The sequence below is a fragment of the Parafrankia sp. FMc2 genome, assembly GCF_041008525.1.
In the GTDB taxonomy this organism is placed as follows: domain Bacteria; phylum Actinomycetota; class Actinomycetes; order Frankiales; family Frankiaceae; genus Parafrankia.
Genome location: NZ_JBFLUG010000078.1, coordinates 1 through 24,353 on the forward strand (window position 1 = coordinate 1; position 24,353 = coordinate 24,353).

General features: G+C 72.1%; 16 protein-coding genes and 2 pseudogenes. 9 read left to right on the forward strand and 9 right to left on the reverse strand.

The window, feature by feature from the left end; translation table 11 throughout:
* The 8 genes and pseudogenes from murJ to AB1460_RS23315 all read left to right on the forward strand — a co-directional run.
* Nucleotides 1-2,063 (forward strand): murein biosynthesis integral membrane protein MurJ (murJ, locus tag AB1460_RS23280; RefSeq protein WP_420497346.1); only part of this gene is annotated, 2,063 nt, incomplete at its 5' end.
* 646 nt (nt 2,064-2,709) lie between these two features.
* Nucleotides 2,710-4,734, forward strand: coding sequence for a protein kinase family protein (locus tag AB1460_RS23285; protein WP_368964092.1), 2,025 nt, complete (start codon nt 2,710-2,712; stop codon nt 4,732-4,734).
* A gap of 164 nt (nt 4,735-4,898) precedes the next feature.
* Nucleotides 4,899-5,696: pseudogene (gene sigM, locus AB1460_RS23290) on the forward strand (RNA polymerase sigma factor SigM); the annotation flags it as partial.
* A 216-nt stretch (nt 5,697-5,912) separates the two neighbouring features.
* Complete coding sequence (locus tag AB1460_RS23295; RefSeq protein WP_368964096.1) at nt 5,913-7,424, forward strand: hypothetical protein; 1,512 nt, start codon at nt 5,913-5,915, stop codon at nt 7,422-7,424.
* Between the two features lie 238 nt (nt 7,425-7,662).
* Nucleotides 7,663-8,706: a thioredoxin-disulfide reductase gene (gene trxB / locus AB1460_RS23300; protein WP_368964098.1), complete on the forward strand. Its 1,044-nt coding sequence runs from the start codon at nt 7,663-7,665 to the stop codon at nt 8,704-8,706.
* Nucleotides 8,707-8,845: 139 nt separating this feature from the next.
* A complete protein-coding gene (gene trxA, locus AB1460_RS23305) occupies nt 8,846-9,172 on the forward strand; it encodes a thioredoxin (RefSeq protein WP_018636669.1) in 327 nt (108 codons plus the stop codon).
* Nucleotides 9,173-9,742: 570 nt separating this feature from the next.
* A complete protein-coding gene (locus tag AB1460_RS23310) occupies nt 9,743-11,014 on the forward strand; it encodes an N-acetylmuramoyl-L-alanine amidase (RefSeq protein ID WP_368964099.1) in 1,272 nt (423 codons plus the stop codon).
* Nucleotides 11,015-11,200: 186 nt separating this feature from the next.
* Nucleotides 11,201-11,839: an N-acetyltransferase GCN5 gene (locus AB1460_RS23315; protein WP_018636667.1), complete on the forward strand. Its 639-nt coding sequence runs from the start codon at nt 11,201-11,203 to the stop codon at nt 11,837-11,839.
* Between the two features lie 181 nt (nt 11,840-12,020).
* Here AB1460_RS23315 and AB1460_RS23320 read toward each other — a convergent pair whose 3' ends face one another.
* The 9 genes and pseudogenes from AB1460_RS23320 to rpmH all read right to left on the reverse strand — a co-directional run bounded on the left by AB1460_RS23320 (nt 12,021) and on the right by rpmH (nt 20,988).
* Entirely contained in the window at nt 12,021-12,950 is a 930-nt protein-coding gene (locus AB1460_RS23320; protein ID WP_368964101.1) for a ParB/RepB/Spo0J family partition protein, read from the reverse strand.
* A 458-nt stretch (nt 12,951-13,408) separates the two neighbouring features.
* Nucleotides 13,409-14,368: pseudogene (locus tag AB1460_RS23325) on the reverse strand (ParA family protein); the annotation flags it as partial.
* A gap of 7 nt (nt 14,369-14,375) precedes the next feature.
* Complete coding sequence (gene rsmG / locus AB1460_RS23330; RefSeq protein ID WP_420497347.1) at nt 14,376-15,314, reverse strand: 16S rRNA (guanine(527)-N(7))-methyltransferase RsmG; 939 nt, start codon at nt 15,312-15,314, stop codon at nt 14,376-14,378.
* Nucleotides 15,315-15,657: 343 nt separating this feature from the next.
* Nucleotides 15,658-17,514, reverse strand: coding sequence for a glycosyltransferase family 39 protein (locus AB1460_RS23335; protein WP_368964102.1), 1,857 nt, complete (start codon nt 17,512-17,514; stop codon nt 15,658-15,660).
* A 169-nt stretch (nt 17,515-17,683) separates the two neighbouring features.
* On the reverse strand, nt 17,684-18,277 hold the full coding sequence (locus AB1460_RS23340) for a protein jag (RefSeq protein ID WP_368964104.1): 594 nt from the start codon (nt 18,275-18,277) through the stop codon (nt 17,684-17,686).
* A gap of 229 nt (nt 18,278-18,506) precedes the next feature.
* Nucleotides 18,507-19,955 (reverse strand): membrane protein insertase YidC, encoded by a 1,449-nt coding sequence (gene yidC / locus AB1460_RS23345; protein ID WP_368964105.1) that lies wholly within the window; start codon nt 19,953-19,955, stop codon nt 18,507-18,509.
* Between the two features lie 12 nt (nt 19,956-19,967).
* The gene (yidD, locus tag AB1460_RS23350; protein WP_368964107.1) at nt 19,968-20,423 is read right to left on the reverse strand and encodes a membrane protein insertion efficiency factor YidD; all 456 of its coding nucleotides are present in this window, start codon (nt 20,421-20,423) and stop codon (nt 19,968-19,970) included.
* The gene (gene rnpA, locus AB1460_RS23355) at nt 20,420-20,821 is read right to left on the reverse strand and encodes a ribonuclease P protein component (protein WP_368964108.1); all 402 of its coding nucleotides are present in this window, start codon (nt 20,819-20,821) and stop codon (nt 20,420-20,422) included. Before rnpA ends, yidD begins: the two co-directional genes overlap by 4 nt.
* A 29-nt stretch (nt 20,822-20,850) precedes the next feature.
* Nucleotides 20,851-20,988, reverse strand: a complete 138-nt coding sequence (rpmH, locus tag AB1460_RS23360; RefSeq protein ID WP_018636658.1) for a 50S ribosomal protein L34 — start codon at nt 20,986-20,988, stop codon at nt 20,851-20,853.
* A 1,206-nt stretch (nt 20,989-22,194) separates the two neighbouring features.
* Between rpmH and dnaA the strand changes: the two genes are divergently transcribed.
* Entirely contained in the window at nt 22,195-23,718 is a 1,524-nt protein-coding gene (gene dnaA, locus AB1460_RS23365) for a chromosomal replication initiator protein DnaA (RefSeq protein WP_368964110.1), read from the forward strand.
* The last annotated feature ends 635 nt before the right edge of the window (nt 23,719-24,353 follow it).

Below are 24,353 nucleotides of genomic sequence, written 5' to 3' on the forward strand. Positions count from 1 at the left end.
CCCCCGGCAGGCGCCCCCGCCCACCGACATCGGGGCAACCCGGGCCACCACGGCAGCAGCGCCCGCCTCAGCAGCAGCGTCAGCCACAGCAGCAACGCCCACGGCAGCCGGGCGGGAAGCGGCCCGTGGCCGCCACCAAGGGCGCCGGCACGGGCAAGGGTGGTGCCAAGGCGGGCGTTGGCCTGGGCCGCGCCAGCGGGACCATGGCGATCGGCACGATCGCCTCCCGGGCCTCGGGCTTCCTGCGCACCGTGGCCATCGCGGCCGCCATCGGAGTGGCGTCCGTCGGCGATGCCTACACCGCCGCCAACACCACGCCCAACGTCCTCTACGACCTGCTGCTCGGGGGCATTCTCACCAGCGCCATCGTCCCGGTGCTGGTCCGCGCCTCCAAGGAGGACCCGGACGGCGGGGACGGCTTCGCCTCGTCCCTGGTGACCCTGACGGTGCTGGGCCTGGGCGTGGCGGTGGTCCTGGGCATGTTCGCCGCGCCCCAGATCATCGGCCTGTACATCAAGGGTGACGAGGGGCAGAAGGCGCTGGCGGCGGACATGCTGCGGTGGTTCCTCCCCCAGGTGCTCTTCTACGGGGTCGGGGCGACGCTCGGCGCGGTCCTGAACACCAGACAGTCGTTCGCCGCGCCCATGTTCGCGCCGGTGCTGAACAACCTGGTGGTCATCCTGACCTGCGTGGTGTTCATCTTCGCGCCCGGAGACAGGCCGCCGACGGTCGACGGGATCACCGACGCGCAGACCTACATCCTCGCCGGCGGCACCACGCTCGGCGTGATCGTCATGACCGTCGCGCTGCTGCCGGCCGTGCGCGCCGTCGGCTTCCGCTACCGGCCGCGCCTCGACCTGCGCCACCCCGGCCTGCGCGCGGCGTACCGGCTCGCCGGCTGGACGTTGCTCTACGTGGTCGTCAGCCAGCTCGGCTTCGTCGTGATCACCAAGCTGGCGACAGGTGGCCAGGTCCTCACGATCTACCAGAACGCCTACCAGATCTTCCAGCTGCCCTACGCGATCATCGGCGTCTCGGTCGTCACCGCACTGCTGCCGCGGATGAGCAACCACGCGGCCGCGGGCAAGGACGCGCTGGTCCGCGAGGACCTTTCCACCGCGACCCGGATGACGGTCACCGCGATCGTTCCGTCGGCGCTGTTCCTGCTGGCGCTGGGACGCCCGATCGCCGTCGCGATCTTCCACCATGGTGCTGTCGAGTACGAGTCCGCGGTGCGGATCGGTGACGCGCTGAGCGCCTTCGCCGTGGCCCTGGTGCCCTTCTCACTGTTCCAGGTGCAGCTGCGGGCCTTCTACGCCTACCGGGACAGCCGCACCCCCGCGCTGGTCAACATCGGCGTGGTGGCGACGAACGTCGTCGCCGCGGTGACGCTCTCCCAGCTGGCGGATGTGGAGCACCGCGCCGTCGTGCTGCCGCTGGGCTTCTCCCTGGCCTACCTGATCGGCCTGGCCGCCACCACCGTCCTGCTGCGGCGCCGGCTCGGCGGCATCGACGGGAACCGGATCGCGCGGGTGACCACCCGGGTGAGCGTGACGGCCGGCATTGGCGCCGTACTCGCCAGCGTCATCGCGGACGGCCTGCGCGACCTGCTCGGGACGGGCTGGCTCGTCTCGGCGTTCGCGGTCGTCCTCGGCCTGGCCGTGGGTGGCGTGGTCTTCGTCGTGGTGTCGGTCCGCAGCGGGCTCTACGAGATGACCGCGCTGATGCGCATGGTGGGCGGCAGGCTCGGCGCCGGGCGACGCGCTCCGGCCCCGGCGGCCGGAGCGAAACGGCCACCGTCCGGGCGGGCTCCCGCCGGAGGCACCTCGTCGGGCCGTTCCTCCTCAGGCCGTTCCTCCTCAGGCCGGCCGTCGTCCGGCGGCGGCTCCTCCGGGCGGTCCGGTTCGGGACGATCAGGTTCGGGACGATCGGGGTCGGGCGGGTCCGGAGGGTCGGGGTCGGGCGGGCCCGGGTCGGACCGGGGCCAGAACCGCGGACGCGGCGGCGGCCCCCGGGGCTCCTCGGGTGGACGCGGCGGGCCGCCTGGCGGGCGCGGGCGCTGAGCCCGGCGGGCCGGCGGCCACGAATCCGTCGCCCTGTTTTCGGCCACCCATGGCACCAAGGTCGTATCCGCGGCTTGCCAGCCTGGAGGACCACCGGGGGCACCACAAAGCCCCTTGCGGTTGACGGTGGCGGGCTCGGCGCTGCTTCCGATCCCACCCGGCCGTGTCCGCCATCCCGCGACACAACGACACGTAGCAATTACGTGTCGATCGCGCGAAATTCTCCGGCCATCCGGCAGGATCTGCAACGGAGAGTGTCGAGGGCAAAACTCGAATCGGATTCGTGCCGCCCGGCCCGTCAGCCCGCCCCCTATCCGGGCCGGCGCGAGACGGTGTCCGTGGCGCATCGATAGGCGCGCGGTTCCGGTGCGTGTGCCAACCTGGCTTGTCCGAAGACATCCGCGAGATGACTGGGCTCGCCTCGTACACTGAACACGCTGTGCGCGGGCCCCGCCCAACGTCGCCGGTGAACCAGGCGCAGCACCCAGGCTCGCGGCGCCTATGGGCGCCCGATGTCTGCCAAGGCGACGGAGGGTGCCCGGGTGTTCGTTCACAGTGGCGGAACGCTGGGCGGATCCCCTGCCCGGTTCGGGTGGGGCAACCCGCCGTCGGGTCGGCCGGCGGGTATGCGGACGACGGAGGCGCTGTGGTCGACGGAAGCAACCGACCGCAGGGCGCGGACGTCGATAACGACGTGACGAACGAAGCGTCGGTGCAAGGCCCCGCCAGTACCGCAGTGCTGGCCGAATCCGTTCTCGACCGGCGCTACCGGCTGTTGGCCCCCCTGAACACCCGTGGTCCCGTCACGCTGTGGCGGGGCGATGACAACGTGTTGGCCCGTCCGGTGGCTGTCCGCATCGTGGAGCATCTCGACAGCGATGAACCGGACGCCGAAGGCGAGATCGACCAGGCCGCTCTCGAGGAGATCGCCCAGGCGCTCCTACGGGCCGCGATCAGCTCGGGGCGGTTCGTCCATCCCGGTGCGGCCTCCACCTACGACGCGACAACCACCACCACCGGGTCGGCACGTGTCTCCTATGTGGTGTCCGAGTGGGTGGAGGGGCGCACGCTGCGCCAGCTCGCCACCGAGACACCGCTGCGCCCCGAGCAGGCCGGCGCCATCGTGCTGGCCGCGGCCCGGGTCCTCGCCGCTGCCCACGAGCGCGGCATCCACCACGGCGGGCTCAACCCGGGTGACGTCATCGTCTCCGGCCACGGCACGGTCAAGGTCGTCGATCTGGAGATCGGTGGCATCCTCGCCGGGCTGGACGGCGCCGTCACCGGCGCCGAGCCCACGATCGGCTCCACCGAAGCGGAGGGCGGCGACGACGCGGGCACCGGTACCGCCGGAGACCTGGCGGATGTGCGGGCCCTCGGTGCGCTGCTCTACGCCGGCCTCACCGGCACCTGGCCCCTGGTGGGCGAGCACGCCCTGCCGGCGGCCCCGACCTCCGACGGGCGGCTGCGCACCCCCCGACAGATCAACAGTGCCGTCCCCCGCGACCTCGACGCGATCACGCTGGCCACCCTCGGCGACGAGCGCGCCGGCGCGCCCATCACCACGGCCGCCGACCTGGTCGCCGAGCTGGAGGCCGTCAGCCCGGTCGACCAGGTGCTCGACACCGGCCTGATGAGCCTCGGCGACGACGGCCCGGTCAGCACCGAGGCGATGTCGATGGACCCCTACGGCCCCGGCACCGCGGACTACCCGTCCAACGGCAGCTACCAGGGCACCGGGGGCTACCAGGACAGCTCCGGTTACAACGGCCACGGCGGCTACGGCTCCAACCCGACCAACGGGTACGGCGGCCGCGAGCGCCAGGGCTACGACCAGACCTCCTACCTGGGCCGCGGCGGCTACGACCAGACGTCCTACGACGAGCGGGGCTACGGCGCCCGCGGCGGCTACGACGAACGCGACAACCGGGGCTACGACGACCGGGACCGCGGCTACGACGGCTACCCCGCCCAGCGCGGGCCCTCCGAGCCACGCCGCTACGACGGCGGCGGTCCTGTGCCGCCGTCCGACGGCCGGCGCGGCGGCGGAGCGGACGGCCCCGGTGGCACGGCCAGGCGTCTCCTGCCCTGGCTGGCGCTGCTGGTCGTCATCGCCCTCGTCGCCGTCGTCGCGGTGATCGCGCTCAATCCGAAGGACGGTGACGGCGAGCCCGGTGCCGAGACCGGCGAGTCGGGTCCCGCGGTCGTGCAGGCCGGGCAGAAGATCCAGCCGGAGGCCGTCGTGGCCTTCGACCCCCCGCCGTCCGGCGACGGGCAGGAGAATCCTGATTCCCTGCCGCAGGCATGGGACGGCAGGCTGGACACCCAGTGGACCACCAGTGGATACAACCTCCCCCGCCCGTTCGGCGGCCTCAAAACCGGTGTCGGACTGCAGTTCACCTTCAACGAGCCCATCTCCCCCAGCCAGGTGGAGGTCACCGTTGGAGACCTCGGGCCGGTCTCGTTCGAGCTGAGGGCATCCGACACCCCAGCGGCGGTGATCGACGGTTACCAGGTCGTCGACGTCCCGCAGCAGGACAAGTCGGGTCCGGTGACCATCGGTATGCCGTCTGAACAGACGGCATACAAGTACTGGGTGGTCTGGCTCACCAAGCTGCCGACCGTCGAGGGCAAGTTCAAGGGGTCGCTCGCGGAGGTCGAGTTCCGGAACTGAGCGACGCGGAGGCGGTGGGCTGCGACAGGACGACGGTGACACCGTCTCCGGCAGGGCCCCCAGAGGGGCGCGGCGCCCCCGTCCTTCCCGCAGGCGCTGCGGGCACCGGGGCGGGGCGTGTGGATCGGACCGGGCCTGCCGACGTGCCGGACCAGGCTGCCGGCGTGGAGCGGGCTGCTGATACGGCGAGGGTCCCCGCGCCGGACCGGGCCGCCGGGGTTGCCGCGGACGCGGAGGCGCTGCGCCGGCATGTGGCGGGTGATCCGGAGGCGTTCGGCGAGCTGTTCCGCGCGCACGCGGACCGGCTGTGGACCGTCGCGTTCGTCCTGCTGCGTGATGCCGAGGACGCGGCGGACGCCGTCCAGGAAGCGATGCTCTCCGCGCACCGCCGCGCGGCCGACTTCCGCGGCGAGGCGGCCGTCGGCACCTGGCTGCACCGGATCGTCACCAACGCGGCCCTGGACCGCCTTCGCCGCCGCGCGGTCCGCCCGACAGTGCCCCTTCCGTCATCTCCTGACGGCGTCCCCTACGAGCCGGTCGACGCCCGCGACGCGATCGCCGAGCACGACACCCGGATGGACATCCGGACCGCGCTCGCCCTGCTCCCGGACACGCTGCGCGTCCCGGTCGTGCTGGTGGACGTCGAGGGGCGCCCGGTCGCCGAGGTCGCCGAGATGCTGGACATTCCCGTCGGCACGGTGAAGAGCCGCTGCGCTCGGGCCCGGGCCAGGCTGGCCGCTCATCTCGGGCATCTCGCCCCCAAAAGCGCGCCGCAGCCGGCATTCGGGAACCCGGGGGCCTCGCCTTCCGTCTCAGATGAGGGACGGCGCGACGCACGGGACGGATCCGATGAGGGCATCACGGTGCCGGCGAGCGACCTGGCAGAGGCACCTGCGACGGCGGAGGCACCCGCGACCGGCCGCGGCACGACCAGCCACGGTACGGCGGGCGGCGGAACGGCGGGCGACATCGCCGCTGTCGGTCCGGCCGCGCATGTCTCCGCCAGCCTCGCCACGGAGGCCACCGTTGGCCCGGCAGGCCCCGGTAGTCCGGGGAGCGCCTCCATGGCGGCATCCGGTGACGCCGGCCCGCCCGGCCCGATCAGCCTGAACGAACCGACCGATCCGACCGACCTGACGGCCGGGCGGCCAACTCGCCGGAGGAGGTGATCAGCGGTGATGACGGACAAGCACGGCGCCCAGGACTCTGATCCCGGCTGGCACCTCGGCGACCCGACCGGCGCCGACGACGCACCCGGCCCCGGCCCCGGCAGCCTCACCGATCCGGACGCACCCGACGACGCGCTCGCCGATGACTCCTCCTCGGCGACCCGGCGCGGCTCGCACCCCGACATCGAGGTGCTCGACGCCTATCTCGACACTCACCCGGACCCCCCGGGCCCGGGCCGTTCCCGGGTGATCACCGCGTCCCGGGTCGACCGGCACGTTCGTGGGTGCGTCACCTGCCAGGAGACGCTCGCCGCTCTGCACCGGGTCCGCGCGGAACTCGCCCGGCTGGCCACCATGACGATGCCTGACGAGGTCGCCGCACGCATCCAGGCGGCCCTCGCCTCCCGTTCCGGCGCCGGCGGTGATGACGCCGAGCCGGCACCCGGCCGAGGGCCGACTGACGGCTCCGGCGAGGCTCGCCAGGCCGGCCAGACCACGAAGGCAGGCCGATCCGGCGGCCCCGGCGGCCCCGGCGGCACGAACGGCACGAGCGCTGGCGACGGTCCTCTGCGGGCGCCTGGCGCAGGCGGGATGCATGACCATCCCGGCGGCCCCGGCACCGCGACGTCTGGTGGGCTCGGCAGCCGCCGTTCCCGCGGCGCCGGCGGCCTCCGTCGGCGGAGGCGGGAACGGGAGCCCGGCCGCGGCCCCGGACGGGTCGGCGGTGGGCTGGTCGGCGGCGGGTTGGTCGGCGGCAGGCAGGACAGCCGTGCGCCGCGGCGCGGGCAGGCGGCGCAGAGCCGCGACCGGATCACCCGTGACTGGGTGTCGATCGCCGCCGCCTGCGTGGCGCTGCTCGCGTTCGGCACCGCGCTCCTCGCCGTGCGCGCGCTGACCGGCGGAGGCAGCGAGTCGTATTCCGCAGCGACCTCGGCCAGCGACCCGACGGTGGAGGTCGCTGCCGACAGCGCGTCCGGGCCGGCGGCCGCCGCGGCGCCCGTCCCGGACGCGCGCGACACCCAGGCGCTGGCCGAGGCGCCGGACGGCACCTTCGTGCTCATCGGTGATTCCGACGAAGTGCTCCGCCCGGCGACCGTCGTGGCCCACGGCCACGCCCTGCTGGCCGGGCGGATCGCGGTGACCCGGCTGGCCTGGTCCGTGGCGGGGGCGCGGTCCCCGCGGGCGGACGATCCGCTCACCGCCCCGTCCCGCGCCGGCGGAAGCGGGCCCGGCGACGCGCAGGGCGGGCAGAGCACGCCCATGCAGAACACCCCGGAGTCGCTCGTCCGGTTGATCGACACGCCGCAGCTGCGGATGTGCTACGACGGCCTGGCAGCGCAGACCGGCGGCGCGGTGATAGCGCTGGACCGGGTCCGCTTCGACGACCAGGCAGCCATCATGGTCGTTCTTTCCGTCGCGGGGCAGCCGACGTCCACGCGGCTCGTCGTCATCGACGCGCACTGCGGGATCGTGCCGGCGCACAGCGCCGTGTGGTACAGCGTGAACGCGAACCGTGCGTGACCGGGTGATCATCGGTGGCCGTGGTGGAAGGTGCGGGACGGGCACGGGCGCGGACCGCCCGTGGGTGCCGGCCCGCCCCGGATGCCACCGGCCACACTGACTCACCGGAGGAATCAGCAGCGGGTGCCGGGGGTTATGCGGGCAGACATCACGTCGACCCGGCACCCGCGGCCGGCACCGGCCGACGAGCCGAACAGCAGCCGGCGGGGATCCGCCGGCGACCACGAAGGGAGCGGGTGTGGCAGGCCAGGGCAAGGACCAGGCGGCCCCGACCGCCGGGACCGAACGTTCCGGCGAGCGGGTCCTGGACGTCATCATCATCGGATCCGGGCCGGCGGGCTACACCGCGGCGATCTACACGGCCCGCGCGAGCCTGCGCCCGCTGGTGTTCGAGGGCGCCATCACCGCCGGCGGCGCGCTGATGACCACGACCGAGGTGGAGAACTTCCCCGGCTTCCCCGAGGGCATCCAGGGCCCGGAGCTCATGGGCAACCTCCGCGCCCAGGCGGAGCGGTTCGGCGCCGAGCTGATCCCGGACGACGTCACCGAGGTCGACCTCGCCGCGAACCCGAAGGTTGTCAGGGTGGGCGAGGAGACCTACCTGGCCCGGTCGGTGATCATCGCCACCGGCTCGGCCTACAAGAAGCTCGGTGTCGAACACGAGGACCGGCTGCTCGGCCGCGGCGTGTCCGCCTGCGCCACCTGTGACGGCTTCTTCTTCCGGGACCAGGACATCGCGGTCGTCGGCGGCGGTGACTCGGCGATGGAGGAGGCCACGTTCCTCACCCGGTTCGCAAAGTCGGTCACCGTCGTGCACCGCCGGGACAAGCTGCGCGCCAGCGCGATCATGCAGGAGCGCGCCTTCGCCGACCCGAAGATCAGGTTCCGGTGGAACGCCGCGGTCGAGGAGGTGCTCGGCGAGAACAAGGTGTCGGGTGTCCGGCTGCGCGACACGGTCACCGGCGCCACCGACGAGCTGGCCGTCACGGGCCTGTTCGTGGCGATCGGCCACAATCCCCGGACGGACCTCGTCCGCGACCAGCTCGAGCTTGACGAGGAGGGCTATGTGAAGGTGGCCCACCCGACCACGCTGACCAATGTCCCGGGCGTGTTCGCGTGTGGTGACGTGGTCGACCACACCTACCGCCAGGCCATCACGGCGGCCGGCACCGGCTGCTCGGCCGCCCTCGACGCCGAGCGCTACATCGCCGGTCTGGAGGGGGCGCCCGACACCACCGCGCAGGCCCCCCGCCAGCCGGCACCCGAGCTCGCCGCCACCTGAGCTTTCCACCCCCCTGAGCTCTCCGCCGCCGAAGCCGGCGGGCCGAGGCGGCCTCCTGCCTCCGGCGACCACCTCAGGACCCTCACACCCACCCCATCCCCCACCCCGACCCGGTACGCAACCCGCAAGGAGACTCCCCATGGCAGGCGCCACACCGTCGGTGACGGACAACACCTTCGCCGCCGAGGTACTCAAGAGCGACAAGCCCGTGCTCGTCGACTTCTGGGCCGAGTGGTGCGGCCCGTGCAAGATGGTCGCACCGGTCCTCGAGGAGATCGCGAAGGAGCACGGCGAGAAGCTCCGGATCGTCAAGCTGAACATCGACGAGAACCCGGAGATCGCCCGCCAGTACCAGATCATGTCGATCCCGACGATGGCCGTCTTCGTGAACGGCGAGGTCGACAAGACGATCGTCGGCGCGAAGCCGAAGGCCGCGCTGCTGCGCGACCTGGCGTCGTACGTCTGAGCGGGCTGCCGTCCGGTCCCCCGGCCGGCAGCCTGGGCGCCCGGACTCATCCGGCACCGGCCTGACCTGATCCAGAAACGACGGCCCGCTCCGCTCGGAGCGGGCCGTCGCTGTTTCCCCTCCCGGCCCGGCCCCGGTCCCTCCTCGACCTGACCCGGTCCCGGCCGGACGTCGGTCCCGGCCGGGATCCGGCCCCTGGCCAGCCCGCGACGCCACGTGACGCTGCGGCTGCCTGCGGTACCAGAATGCGGTCGCGGGACGCCCCGGAGCGCCAGCTGGCACTCAACGGCCCTGTACGGGCCGTGGACATGATCGAAAACGGGACGCAGGGTCTTGGTCCACCCATTGCCGTTACCTTCGATCACCCGCGGTAGTGACACCCGTTTTCCGCACGTCCGGCGGGCTTCCGGACCAGCCAATCGCGCGTGAGTGCCGAAAGCCGGACGATGGGCATCGCCGTCCTCGCATGCCTGGGCCCATGCCCTAATCTGATGGCGGGATCCGGCGGCCGGACCGGTCGGCGCAGATCGGCGGTCCGGTGAACGCACAGGTGATGAAAGGTATTTCTTCGTGAAGCTGCTGCGGCATGGCGACCGTGATCCCTCCGTAGCCGAGGCACGGGCAGCTTTCATCTACCTCGGCTTCCTGCCTGTCGCGCCGCGCCAGCAGTCCAGCTCGTCGGACGTCGACGCACCGGCCGATCAGGCCCGGCCGGACAGCGCCCCGGATCCAGCTGGCGCCACCGACACCGCCGGCGCCGCCGGTTCAGGTGATGCTGGTTCAGGTGATGCTGGTTCGGCGGAGACGTCCGATACGGCCGAGCTGTTCGACCGGGAACTCGACAACGCGGTCCGGGCATTCCAGCAGAGTCGCGGCCTCTCCGTCGACGGCATCATCGGCCCGGACACCTTCCGTGCGATCGAGGAGGCACGCCGCCGCCTCGGCGACCGCCTCCTCTACTACAGCGTCACGCACCCGTTCGTCGGCGACGACGTGGCCGCCCTGCAGGAACGTCTGTCGAACATGGGGTTCGACGTCGGCCGTGCCGACGGCATCTTCGGTGCCCGCACGGACGCCGCCGTCCGGGACTTCCAACGCAACCGCGGTCTCGACCCCGACGGTCTGTGCGGTCCCCGGACCCTTCGCGAGCTCAAGCGGCTCGAGCGCACGGTCACCGGCGGCCGGCCGGACGTCCTGCGGGAGTCGGTGCGACTGCTGGCCCGTGGGCCGTCCCTGCTCGGGATGATCGTCGCCATCGACCCCGGCCACGGTGGCGACGACCCGGGCGTCACGAACGGTCCCCTGTGCGAGCGTGATCTGATGGCCGATCTCGCCTCCCGACTGGAGGCACGCCTGCTGGCGTCCGGGCTGGAGGCACACCTGGTGCACGGCCCGCACGAGTCGCCCGCCGAGGCGGAGCGCGCGGCCCGGGCGAACGAGATCGGCGCCGACCTGCTCGTCTCGCTGCACGTCGACGCGAGCGGTTCCAGTCAGGCCCAGGGCGTGTCGACCTACTACTACGGCCACGCGCGCGGGTCGTCGGCGGTCGGCGAGCGGTTCGCGCTGCTCGTTCAGCGAGAGATCATCTCGCGGACCGACATGGTCGACTGCCGCGCACACCCCAAGACGTGGGAGCTGCTGCGCCGTACGCGCATGCCGGCGGTCCAGATCGACCTCGGTTACCTCACCAATGCCCACGACGTGGCCGCGCTCGCCTCGACCGAGTTCCGGGCCGCGGTGGCTGAGGCGCTGCTGGCCGCCACCCAGCGGCTGTTCCTGCCGCCCGAGCAGGACCCGCCGACCGGCCAGCTACGGGTCCCCCGTATCGCGGCTCGCGCCTGACGTCGGCCCAGCGACGGCCCACCGACGGGCCGTCCGGCGAGCATCCGGCGGCCGTCCGCGGGTTTCACGTGGAACACGTCACGGCGTGCCCGTGGTCACGAGAGGCGCTGGGCGTCCTAGGCTGTCCGAGGTAAGCGAAAGGACCGGCCTGACGGGATCATCCCCACCGCTGGGAGGCGCTGCTCGATGAGTCGACGGATCGCGAACATCACGCTCGACAACATCGACGACATCCCGCTCCCCTGCCGGCGGTGTGTCTTCTGGGAACTCGATCCGGTCGCCCGCAGCCGGGCGGAGGAAGCGGGCGGCACCGACATCGAGAAGGAAGCGTGGGTGTCATCCGCACTCCTCGAATGGGGCAGCTGCGGAAAAATCGTTTATGTCGACGACGTCCCGGCCGGGTTCGTGATGTTTGCGCCGCCGGCGTACGTCCCACGGGCTGTGGCCTTCCCGACCAGCCCGGTCAGCCCGGATGCCGTGCTGCTCACGACGGCCCAGATCGTCCCCGAGTTCACCGGCCAGGGCCTGGGCAGGGTCATCGTCCAGTCGGTGGCGAAGGAGATCACCCGCCGCGGCTACCGTGCCATCGAGGCGTTCGGCGATCTCAAGGGCTCCGGCACCCGCTGCGTGGTGCCTGCCGACTACCTCCTGGCCGTCGGGTTCAAGACGGTGCGCCCGCACCACCGGTGGCCCCGGCTGCGGCTGGAGGTCAAGAACGCGGTGAGCTGGCGGGAGGACGTCGAGGTCGCCCTCGAGCGCCTGCTCGGGTCGATGAACCCGGAAGGCGTCCTGCGCCAGGTGAATCCTGTCCCAGGAGCGATCTGAGGCCCGCCCCTGCGTTCGTGGGGCGGGACGAGGCGAGATGAGGGGCAGGGCGAAGCGGGGTGCGGACCGCAGGCCGGCCGTCGGGTCAGGGAACGGCCGTCGGCCGGGTCCGCAGGACCCAGGCGCCCGAGAAACGGACCGGCGAGGAAACGGGACTGCGGTAGGGGAGTAAGGGGACGGATCAGGAGACGGCCGAGTTGGGCGACATCGCCTCGACGATGCGCTCCAGGTCCTCCAGCGTCGCGAACTCGACGGTGATCCGCCCCTTGTTCCGGCCCATGTCCACCTTCACCCGCGTCTCAAGCCGGTCGGACAGCCGGTCGGCGATGCTGGTCAGCACCGGGGCCGGCGACCGTGGCTGGCGCGGCGCGCGCTTGCGTGGCCCTTCCTCCCCCAGCGCCACGATCTCCTCCACCGCCCGCACCGACAGCCCTTCGGCCACGATGCGGGTGGCCAGGCGGTCCTGGGCCTCAGGGTCCTCCAGGGAGAGCAGCGCGCGGGCGTGCCCGGCCGAGAGGACACCGGCGGCCACCCGCCGCTGGACGGCCGGCGGCAGGCCCAGCAGCCGGATGGTGTTCGTGACATGCGAGCGGGAACGGCCGAGCCGGCCTGCCAGCTCCTCGTGCGTGGCGCCGAAGTCCCGCAGCAGCTGCTCGTAGGCGGCCGCCTCCTCCAGCGGGTTGAGCTGCTGGCGGTGCAGGTTCTCCAGCAGCGCGTCGCGCAGCATGGCGTCGTCCGCGGTCTCCCGGACGATGGCGGGTACCCGGTCGAGGCCGGCGAGCCGCGACGCGCGCCAGCGGCGCTCACCCATCACCAGCTCATACCGGCCGGGCAGCAGCTCGCGGACCACGATCGGCTGGAGCAGGCCCACTTCCTTGAGGCTGTCGGCCAGCTCGGCCAGAGCATCCTCGTCGAAGTGGTTACGCGGCTGCCGCGGGTTGGGGGTCACCGAGTCCAGCGCGATCTCGCGGAAGGTCGCGCCGGCGACCGGGGCGGGTGCCGGCCCGCGCTCCGGGGCCACGCCCGGCTGGTGGTAGGCATCCGCGGCTTCGGCGGACGCGGGGATGAGCGCGCCGAGCCCGCGGCCGAGTCCGCCGCGCCGCGTCGTCATCGGTGGGCCCCGTTCAGGTCTGGACCACCGGGACCCGCGTAGCCGCCCGACCCCGGGTAGCCGTCGGTGGCCGGCTGGGCATCGGTGGCCGGGTAGCCGTCCACGGCCTCGTAGTCGTCGGCAGCCGGATAACCGTCAGCCGACGAGTAGCTGTCGGCCGGCGCGTAGCCGTCGCCCTTCGGGTACGGGGTATCGCTCGGGTAGGCCGCGGCCTCGACATGGCCGTCCGCCCCGCCGCGCCGTTCCGCGCTGCGGAACTGCGGAAGCGGCGCGGCGCGGCGCTCAGCGGGCTGCTGCGGCCCGAAACCGGCGGGGGTGGTGTCACTGACGGGGGAGCGCCCGTTCATCGCTGCGGGCGCGTGGGGGGCGGGGCCGCTCGGAGCGCTCGGTGCCGTTGCCCCGGCGGCGGGCGGAGTCTCCCGCTCGGGCGGGGTGGCGGCGGCGCGGGGTGCTGCCGCCCCGCGCTCGGCGAGCTCCCGTGCGGCAGCCAGGTACGACAGCGACCCGCGGGACGCCGGGTCGTAGGTGAGGACGGACTGCCCGTAGCTCGGTGCCTCGGCGAGCCGGACGTTGCGGGGGATCGTGGTGTTCAGCACCCGGTCGCCGAAGTGCTCTTTCACCTCGTGCACGACCTGGTCCGCGAGCCGGGTGCGCGAGTCGTACATGGTCAGCAGGATGGTCGACAGCCGGAGCTCCTGGTTGAGATGGGCCTGGACCAGCTCGACGTTACGCAGCAGCTGACCGAGGCCTTCGAGGGCGTAGTACTCGCACTGGATCGGAATCAGGAGCTCACGGGCGGCGACCAGCGCGTTGACCGTGAGAAGGCCCAGGGACGGCGGGCAGTCGATGAGGACGTAGTCGACCTCGTTGCGCATGCCCTCGATGGCCCGCCGCAGGCGGGTCTCCCGCGCCACCAGGGAGACCAGCTCGATCTCGGCACCGGCGAGGTCGATGGTGGCCGGTGCGCAGAAGAGCCCCTCGGCCTCGTTGGACTGCACGACGATCTCGTCGAGTGGCCGGTCGCCGACGAGCACCTCGTAGATCGACGGAGTTCCGGAGCGGTGGTCCACCCCCAGTGCCGTCGAGGCGTTGCCCTGGGGGTCCAGGTCCACCACGAGCACCCGGATGCCGTGCATGGCCAGTGCGGCCGCGAGGTTGACGGTGGTCGTCGTCTTCCCGACGCCACCTTTCTGGTTGGCGACGGTGATGACCCGTCGCCGCCTGGGTCGAGGAAATGGCCGTCGTCGTTCCATCGTCAGTGCTTCCACCGCTGCTGCCGCCGCCGCTCCGATCGGGGTCGAGGAGTCGAGAGGGTCCAGCCCCGGGAAGCCGGACGCGTGGCCCGGAGTCCCCCCGGGTGCCAGGCCACCCCAACCCGTCGACGCTGCTTCAGGTGCCCTCGCCATGTGATGAGGCATCTGTGTTTCACGTGGAACGAGACCGTCCACGTGCCGGTCGATCAGGAGTGCCCTCCCGTACTCGCCGTTGCTGTGTCGTCCGCCTGGCCTGCCGGTCATCCGCGCCGCGCCGTCCCCTCCCGCCGTCCCCGCGAGCCGACGAACGGGAGCGCACAGCGCGCAGCAGGCGGGTGGGTTCCTCCACCAGGCCAGCTCCGCACGTCACGACGTCCACCTCGCGCCAACCCTGGGAATCGAGATCACTACGCGCCGCCTGCAATTCCTCAAGGATTCGCGAACCGCGCAGTGCAAGCATGACACCGCCCGGACGAGTCATCGGAAGCAGTACCGCGCCAAGTCGCGCCAAAGGAGCCACGGCGCGGGCCACGGATACGTCGAAAACCCGACGTGGCGGCAGGTCTGCGAAGTCCGGTGCGCGGCCGCGCACAACCGTCACCTGTTCGTCCAGGCCAAGCTGTGCCACAACTTCGCTGAGAAACCGGCACCTTCGGTCCATCGGCTCGAGCAGGGTCACCCGCAGGTCCGGCCGGGCGAGCGCCAGGGGGATCCCCGGCAGACCCGCGCCGCTGCCGACGTCCACCACCTCGGGCGGGCGGCCGGGGGAGCCGGCGGTATCCGGCGCCGCGGCGGGGACGGCCTCAGCGAGCACCGCGCAGTTGAGGAGATGCCGCTCCCACAACCGGCCCGTCTCGCGGGGACCGATCAGGCCACGTTCGACGCCAGCCGTCACCAGCAGCTCCGAGTACTGGACCGCCAGCGGCAGGCGCGCACCGAAGACGGTGGCCGCAGCCGCCGGAACAGGCTCGACTCCACCGACCTCACCGCCGCTGCCGGCGGCGTTCTCGTGGCCGGCGGGGCCGGCGGCATTGTCGAGGCGGTCAGGGCTGTCCGCGCCACGGGCGCTCTCTGGGGTGTCGGGGGTGTCGGGGCCATCCTGACCGGTCACTGGCAGGCCGCCGTCCGGTTGTGTCGCGCGCGGTCCACTGCCGCGGCGGAGTGGTGACGCGACAGGCGTTCCCTCCCCCGGCCGGGGGAGGGCGGTCCAGGCAGGCCGGAGCGAGCCGACAACGGGCGACACCCGCGACGGGTCAGGAAGGTGGGGTATGGAGGCACAGAACCAGCATCCCTGCTCAACACGCGCTGACGGGCCAGGCGATGCCCAGGATAGGTGCTGTGTCGGGAATCAGGGCTCGGAGGGCCCTTTCGGGACGAGCGACCCGCCCGCCACCACTCAATGTTTCCCGTGAATCATTCCGCCGACACCGACATGGCCGGCACCGACATGGCAGTCAGGCCGCGCAGCGCCCGTAGACCGTGACCGATCCAGTGAGTCGAAACGACCAGCGCTCGCCGGCACACCACCCGTCCGCACGCAGCGCGGCGAACCCAGCGGCCATCTCCCGTTCCTCGATGTCGAGGATGAAGACCACAAGGCGCTCCGGCCTCCGAGGGCGCGCCAGCTGAGCGGCAAGCGGTATCAGGCGTCCGGCGTCGTCACGGAGATCGGCCTGGACGAAGACAGTCTCGGCGCGGGGGACCCGGGCCGGCTCCCGCCCGGCCGGTGTGCCCGCCGGCACGGGGGGAAGCCCGCCGGGAGACCGCGGCGCATCGTCGCTGACCTCCATGGCGTAGATCCAGCCGGGCCGGGCCAGCCGCCCACCGACAACCACCACATCCCCCGGCCGGACCAGGCGCCGAGCAGCCACCGCCGCGTCGACCGTGAGGTCCATTCCGCGCAGGCGGTCCCGCCGCTCCCACAGCAGCCCATCCCCGGACAGCCCGCCGGCGGTTGCCACGCCCGCGGCCAGGACGACGGCCATCACCACGGACACTGCGCCAACAGTCCCACGGACGGGGAGGGGGAGGCCGTCGGAACGGAGCGCCCGCCGGACCACCCGGTCAGCGCCGACCAGCACGACCAGGAGGAGCAGCGGTACGAGGAACTGGTTCGTTCTGGTCGGACCGAACGGCCAGAACCGGACGGCGCTCGCCGCGAGCATGAGAAGCTCGGCGCCCGCGACAACCCCCAGGATCTGCCGGCCGTCCGGGCGGCGGAGCAGCGCCGCCACTCCGACCAGGCCGAAGCTGACCGTCGCCGGAGCAAGCAACCAGGGCAGCTGGTGCGGCAGCTCGACAAACACCGGCAGGAGACTCGGGTCGAACCTGTCGATCCCCGGCGGGGATCCGGTGACGGTCAGCCAGAGCTGGTCGGCGACGAAGACCAGGGCTTCCCAGGGGTCGCGTCCGGCGAGGAACTGGGTGTCCCAGTAGACGCCGCCGCGCTGCGCGGACTGGTGTCCGAGGAAGACAAGTGTGTGCGCGGTGACGAGGCCGACGGCCGGCAGCACCTCGGCCAGGCGGCGTCTCCGCTTCCCGGCACCGGTCAGGACGTCCAGCGCGGCGAGCGGCACGACCACGAAGACCGCGGGCACGGCGCACAGCGCCACGATGCCGGCCGCCGTGCGCCTCGTCCCGCGGGCACGTTCGTCGCGACCGCCGGGAGCCGGCCCCAGCCACAGCAGGACGACGGCGACCACCGCGAGTGTCTCGATCGCATACGGCTTGAGCTGGCTCGCCAGGTCGAGGAAGGTCGCGTTCAGGCACAGCAGGCACACTGCGGCGACCGCGGCGACGGGCCCGGCGAACCGGCGGACCAGGACGGCGATCGCGACCCCGAGGGCGGGGACCGCCAACAGGCCCGGCAGCCGCAGCGCCCAGCCGTGCCAGCCGAACATCTCCCCGGAAAGCCGGACGAGTCCGAGCCAGCCGAGCGCGGAGGGTGTGTTGGCCACCGAGAGCTCGGACCACAGTGAGCTCGCAGACTCGCTGACGAAATGACCGCGCCAGATCTCGTCGTACCAGAACGGGCGGCGCAGGTAGGCGGAGAGGAGGACCACCGGCCCCGTCAGGGCCGCGACGACGAAGACAGCCGTCCACAGCCGGCCGCGCCTCGATACCCGGGCTGCCTCAGCCCCACCAGGCCCACCCGCCCCAGCAGGCGCGGCGCCGGCGCGAACCGCGACCGGCGTGGGCGGCCTGCCCTTCGGATGCTCGGCAGTCGGATGCTCGGCTTCGACGGCCTGCGCTGGCACCGTCGATGCTGCCGGGATCCCGGCGGCCGGGTCCTCCACCCGTGGCGAAACCACCCGTGCTCCCCGATCCCGCGCTGGACGCCCGGGGCCCCGGGCGCGGTGACCGCGCCGGGGCGACCCTCACGCCGCGGCACCACGCGCGCACGCAGGTGACGTCCGCGCGGGTTTCAGGTCCGCCGTCGGTGCCGGGCCCCGGACAGGTTCCCGCGACGGTACACGGCCGTCAGTCGGGCAGGACCACGACCCTGCGGCTGGGCTCCTCGCCCTCGGACTCGCTGTGCACGCCGTCGATCGAGGCGATCACGTCGTGCACGACCTTGCGCTCGAACGGCGTCATCGCGGCCAGCTTCCGCGGCTCGCCGCTGTCGATGACGCGGCGGGCGGCCGTGGTCGCGACCTTGCGCAGCTCGATCCGCCGGCGGGCGCGATGACCGCCCACGTCCAGCATCAGCCGGCTGCGCATGCCGGTCTTCTGCAGCACCGCGAGCCTGGTCAGCTCCTGCAGGGCTTCCAGTGTCTCGCCACCGGGACCGATGAGCTTGTCCAGCCCGTCGCCGACCACGGCGACGATGGCGCGCCCGCCCTCGACGTCCAGGTCGAGGTCACCGTCCATGTCGACGATGTCGAGCAGACCCTCGATGTAGTCGGCCGCGACCTCGCCCTCCTGCTCCAGGTCGGCCAGGCGGCGCTCCTCGAGGCGGGCGGAATCCGCGGACTCCTCGGTCGTGGTGGTGTCGGCCCCGGCCGCGGAGCCGTCCTCGTTGGCCATGTCGGCCTCAGGTCCTTCCACGGCCAGATCAGGTGCCGAACCGGTCATCAGCATTACTCCAGGGGAAAGTGGGCGGCGGTGCCGAGGGTACTCCGGCGTCCGGACGCCGCGGGGTCAACGCGACGCTGTCGGGAGCGACCAACGCGGACGTTCCGGGTCGTCCCGGCCAGACTGCCCGGACGATGCCTGTGGTCGGGTCCGGGACCGCTGCCGGGCGTGGGCCCTGGGACGTCGACCGGACACCTCGTGGAGCGCGCTCGGGGCCACCGCCCGTACATCACCGGCGCCCGCCCGGACGCTTGCCCTTCCCGCGGCGCTTCGCGGGCCGGGACCCACCGGGTGCGCGCCGCGCGCCCGCGGGTACGGGCGCCGGGGCGGGCCGGGCAGCCTGGTCGGCGTCAGCGATGCCGTTCGTCCGAGGCGTGCCCGCCGCGGCGGGCACCGAACCGGGCTGGGTGTCGTTCGCACCGTCCGCCAGCCCGCTTGTCGCGCCTGCCGACCCGTTGCCGCCTGCAGCTTCGGGCTTGCCGCCGGAGGGAGCACCCTTCGCTCCTGCCGCGGCCGCGCCTGCCTTGCCGGCGGGACCGGTCTTGCCCGTGGTGCCGGACTTACCTCCGGCGCCGGGCTTGCCAGCACCGGGCTTGCCGGCGGTACCGGTCCTGGGGGTGCCGTTGCCGTTGCCGTTGCCGTTGCCCGCGGACGCACCGGTCCGGGAACGTGTCCCGGGCGGGGCGGTCGACGGCCGGCTGCCCGACCGGGGCGTCGCCACCTGCGCACCGGTGGCTCCGGCCCCAGCCGTGCCCTTGGTGAGAGAGACCTCGTCCGCCCGCGGGCGGCTCTTGGACTTGGCACCCGCGCGGGCGCCGGGAGCGGGCCGGGAAACCGCGGCACCATCCGTCGAGCCGGGACGCGCGCCCGGCACCTTGCCGCCGCCCGGCTTGATCGGTGGCATCTTCTTGATGACGAAGAACTGCTGGCCCATGCTCCACAGGTTCGTGGTGAACCAGTACAGCAGGACGGCGATCGGGAACTGGAAACCGAAGATCGCCAGCATGAGAGGCGAGCCGTACAGCAGGACCTTCTGGACCATCGCCTGCTGGGGGTCGACCGGCCCGGTGCGCGCCATGATCTGGCGCTGCGTGAGGAAGGTCGTCGCGCCCATCAGGACGATCAGCACGACCGCGAGAATCTTGGTGTTGGTTCCGTTGCCGCCGAGGAAGTCCAGGAACTCCTGTGAGGAGGTGAACTTGCCCGACAGCGAGATGCCCCACAGCTTCGCCGAGGCGATCTGCTCCACCTGATCGGCGGACAGGCCGACCCGGGGCCGCCACACCAGGGAGCCGCCCGGCCCCTCGTTCATCGGGGCCAGGTGGGTGAAAACGTGGAAGAGCGAGATGAACAGCGGGATCTGCAGCAGGATCGGAAGGCAGCCGAGGAGCGGGTTGCCATGCTCCTTCTGCAGCTTCATAATCTCCAGCTGCATCTGCTGCTTGTCGTGCCCGTACTTCTCCCGGATCTCCTTGATGTGCGGCTGCATCATCTGCATCGTCCGCTGGGACTTCACCTGCTTGACGAACAGCGGGAAGATCAGGATGCGGACGGAGATGACCAGCAGGACGACGGACAGCGCCCAGGAGAAGAAGCTGTCGTGGCCGAAGATGGGCCCGAAGCCCTTGTGGAAGAAGACGATCGCGTTTGCCGCGAGATGGTAAAGCGGATCCAACACCAGTCTGTCTCCTCACACCCGCGTTCCGCGACGGGAACCTTCGATCTCGGAACGCGTCCCCCGGCGGGGGGACGCAGTGCGATACCCGGGCCAGACATGCACCCGATCAGTGCCCCCGGCCGCCGCGCCGGGCACCGGGTCGTAGCCGCCCGCCGACAGCGGCTGGCAGCGCAGCAACCGGCGCACGGCCAGCAGGCCACCGATGACGCCACCGTGACGGGTGATCGCCGTCAGGGCATAGGCGCTACACGACGGCTCGAAGCGGCAACAGCCCGCGTTCCGCACCGACCAGCCCGCGCGGTAGAGCCGTACCAGCGCCGCGAGCGCCCAGGCCAATGGGCCGCGCACCGCACCGCTGGATGTCCGGGCCAGCGCGGGGAACCGGCTGGCTGTCAGGGGAGCCGCGAGACCGAGGTCGGCGAGCACCAGCAGCACGGCTACTGTGCCGAGCACCGCGGCCACGCTCATGTGGAGCGCGCCGTTCGCTGCGGCCCCGTGGAGCGCGCGGAAGCGGCAGGCCGTGCGGAACCGGCGGACCGCACCGCTCGGAAAGCCGAGTCGAGTGAGCTGCCCAGCTCGGCCGACGTCGCGCCCGCCGCGCTGGGCAACGCCCGGATCAGCACCGCGGTTCCCCGCGGCAGGGACGACAGCCGCAGCCGGGTCTGCTCCCGCAGACGCCGACGGACGCGGTTACGGACCACAGCGTTACCAACCCGCCGCCCGACACTGAAACCGGCCCGGGGCGGACTGTCCACATCGGTGTGCACGCTGTGGACAACGACTGACCCCGCCCGAACACGCCGCCCGGACCGCCCCAGTTCGGCGTGGTCCTGCTTTGTGCGTACTCGGGAGCCCCGGGGGAGCATGGCCGGACGTCGGCGGGCTCGTTCCGCCGTCAGGCGGAAAGCTCGTTGCGGCCCTTGCGGCGGCGGGCGGACAGAATGGAGCGGCCCGCGCGGGTCCGCATCCGGAGCCGGAACCCGTGGGTGCGGGCCCGCCGGCGGTTGTTCGGCTGGAAGGTGCGCTTACTCACGTGAGGACTCCGGAGACACAGGCGGGCGGGACACCGGCGGCACGCCGGTCATGGCTGACACCTCGGCTACGGGACGAGGACCCGGGCCAACAGCATCGGGCACCCCCAAGGCTAGGGGGAGACCGCTCGCCGAAGCCCACGTCCGGGAAGCCAGACCCTGCGTTTCGAACAGGCACTGAGCCTCGAACAGACACTGATGCCGTTTCGAACAGGTGCTGAGCCGACCGTCGCCGTGGTTCGCCCTAGCCTACACACGATGCCACCAACGCCGGGTCCGTCCTGACCGCAGGCGGCGCTCGCGTTGCCGATGCGTGGCCGGTGCGTGGCCGTCGGGAGACCCCGATCCCGCCCGCAGTGCCCTGCTGTTAACGTTTGGTGCTCTGTCCGTGCCTCCGTGAACGTCCGCAACCTCACGTCCGCGCACCACCTGAACACGAACCCGTGCACCACCCGCTCCGTTTGCCCGGACGCAGGGTCGCGGGCGGGCAGCACCGCCACCTGTCGGAACCACGCACCCCCTGGCCCGGCCGCCACCCGATGTGGGCCGACCGCCGGTGCCATACCCGATGCGGTGTCATGTCCATGCACAGGTTGTGGACGACGTTGTGGAGAACTTTCTCGGAGGAGCCGTGTGCCGCCGGACACGACAGGCCGCGGAGCTGTTCCGGCAGCCCGGGACCGGCCGCGGACCGTGCCAGCGCCGCGGGGGGGGTCCCACGCACACCGGCCGTGGCGAGGCGGAACAATCCCCAGTAGCACAACCGCCCCACACCCTGTCACCGCTGCCCTGTTAACTGCCCCGTACGGTCCGACCACGAGACAGCGAACAGATCCTGAACCCCGCGAACGACCAGGAACGCCCAGCAACCGCCAGCAGTGCCCCGCCGCCGACTCCCGCCCAGGTCCGTCCTGGGTCCCGTCGGCACGACACATCGCTCGTCGGCCGGCATAGTCGTCAGTCCGGCCCCGTTCGTCAGCACCGCAGCATCCGACGGCAGCCGGGACAGAAGGGCTGACCACCGGGACGGGACCGACCGCAGACACTCAACCGCAGACGCTCAAAAGACCACAGCCACAGCCACAGCCAGAACGTCAGTGCAGCCACAGCGTCAGTGCCAGCCGGAGCGTCAGTGCCAGCCAGTGACTCCGGCTCCGGCGGTCGTGTGGTCCGCCGAAGAGCCACGAAGAGCCACAAGGAGCCCCGCAGTGACCGACCTCAGCGCCGACTCCGTCGCCGGTCTGCCGTCCCGGGGAGCCGCGCCGACGTCCGATCCGGACCTGTCGGCGGTGTGGGAGGAAGCTGTGGCCGGTGTCGCGGACGGCGCGCTGTCGGCACAGCAGCGTGCGTGGCTGCGGCTGACCCGGCCGCTCGGTCTGGTCCAGGACACGGCGCTGCTCGCCGCACCGAACGAGTTCACCAAGGACCTGCTCGACTCCCGGCTGCGGCCGTTCCTTTCCACCGCTCTCTCCTCTGCCTACGGCCGGGAGATCCGGGTCGCGGTCACCGTCGAGCACACGCCGGACCCCGAACCGATGACCGGGCCGCTCACCCTGCCGGGCACCGGGCCCGACGTCCCCCGGCACGTGCTGGGCGCCGACACCACCGCGGACGACGACGGCCGGGTCGACGGCCCGGCGCCCGGGCGGGTGTCACCGGGCCTCGGCCGCGACCCGTCCCCCCGGCCGTCCGAGCCGGCCCGACTCAACCCCCGCTACCTGTTCGAGACCTTCGTCATCGGGGACAGCAACCGGTTCCCCCACGCTGCGGCCGTGGCGGTGGCGGAAGCACCGGCCAAGGCCTACAACCCGCTGTTCATCTACGGCGACTCCGGTCTGGGCAAGACCCACCTGCTGCATGCGATCGGCCACTACACGGTCCGGCTCTACCCCGAGAGCAAGATCAAGTATGTCAGCATGGAGGAGTTCACCAACGACTTCATCGCGTCGATCCGCGACGACCGGCAGCTCGCCTTCCAGCGCCGCTACCGCGACATCGACGTGCTCCTCGTGGACGACATCCAGTTCCTGGAGAACAAGGAGCGGACGCAGGAGGAGTTCTTCCACACCTTCAACGTCCTGCACGACACCGAGAAGCAGATCGTCATCAGCTCCGACCGCTCACCCAAGCAGCTGTCGGCGCTGGAGGACCGGCTGCGCAGCCGGTTCGAATGGGGCCTGATCACCGACGTCACCCCGCCGGACCTGGAGACGCGCATAGCGATCCTGTCCAAGAAGGCGGCCACCGAGCGGCTCCCGGTGCCGCCGGACGTCCTCGAGTACATCGCCACCCACATCGAGCGCAACATCCGCGAGCTCGAGGGCGCCCTCATCCGGGTCGCCGCGTTCGCGAGCCTCAACAAGTCCCATGTCGACCGCACGCTTGCCGAGATCGTCCTGCGCGACCTCATCCCCGACGCGGCCAACCCCGAGATCACCGCGGCAGCGATCATGAATGCGACCGCGGCGTACTTCGGGGTCTCCATGGACGACCTCTGTGGGACGTCCCGCAGCCGGGTGCTCGTCACGGCCCGCCAGATCGCGATGTACCTCTGCCGCGAGCTGACCGACCTGTCGCTGCCGAAGATCGGCCAGCACTTCGGCGGGCGCGATCACACGACGGTCATGCACGCCGATCGCAAGATCCGTGGCCTGATGGCCGAGCGCCGTGCGATCTACAACCAGGTGACCGAGCTGACGAACCGGATCCGCGCGCAGGCCCGCCACGCCTGAACCGGCGCTCGTGCGGACTGCGGCGACGGGCATGGGCCCGGGATTCCGCAGCGGAAAGACGGCTCCGATAAATGCGGCCGAATCGGGCATAACGCGCCTTTACCTAAGGGCCTTTCTCTCCCGGACGAGGTAGGAGAGATACAGCCGGGCGCGCCGCCCCCGTGCCCCGTGCCGACCGGGCCCGCGGAACGACCTTCTCCTTCCGCCGTTCACCGCGGTGCACCATCGCCACTCCGCCACGCCTGACGCCCTCTCGGTTGTGCGTGTCGCACCGCGCCCTTCTGGCAACGGCGTACGCTGTCATGGGACGGCGTTCGCCCACCGGCGGGGCCTCGTGCCGGACGCCGCAGCGTCGGCGCCAGCCCTGAGGCACCGTCGCCCCTGCCTCGCCCTCGCCTCACGAGGGCCCGGCCGCGCGGCAGCAGCGCGCCGCACCGCCCTCCGCAGCTCCTGGAGGCCTTCCTCAGCCCCTGAAGGCCGGGGGCATGCGGGCCCCGCGACGGGGGAGTGGTCCGGACGGCGAACTCGTGGTCTTCCACTCGTTACCCGTTATTCATCCAGTTTCCCTGCCAGAAGGCCTGGAATGCCCATAACGGGCGAGAGCTGACGTGTGAGCCCGAACAGGGGTGCTCCAC

What these genes read in the sequence shown, in the direction of transcription:
- AB1460_RS23315 (WP_018636667.1), top strand. Translation starts at nt 11,201, where the DNA reads ATGAGTCGACGGATCGCGAACATCACGCTCGACAACATCGACGACATC.
- rnpA (WP_368964108.1), bottom strand. Translation starts at nt 20,821, where the DNA reads ATGCTCCCCCGGGGCTCCCGAGTACGCACAAAGCAGGACCACGCCGAA.
- AB1460_RS23340 (WP_368964104.1), bottom strand. Translation starts at nt 18,277, where the DNA reads ATGACCGGTTCGGCACCTGATCTGGCCGTGGAAGGACCTGAGGCCGAC.
- AB1460_RS23320 (WP_368964101.1), bottom strand. Translation starts at nt 12,950, where the DNA reads ATGACGACGCGGCGCGGCGGACTCGGCCGCGGGCTCGGCGCGCTCATC.
- AB1460_RS23295 (WP_368964096.1), top strand. Translation starts at nt 5,913, where the DNA reads ATGACGGACAAGCACGGCGCCCAGGACTCTGATCCCGGCTGGCACCTC.
- trxA (WP_018636669.1), top strand. Translation starts at nt 8,846, where the DNA reads ATGGCAGGCGCCACACCGTCGGTGACGGACAACACCTTCGCCGCCGAG.
- yidD (WP_368964107.1), bottom strand. Translation starts at nt 20,423, where the DNA reads ATGAGCGTGGCCGCGGTGCTCGGCACAGTAGCCGTGCTGCTGGTGCTC.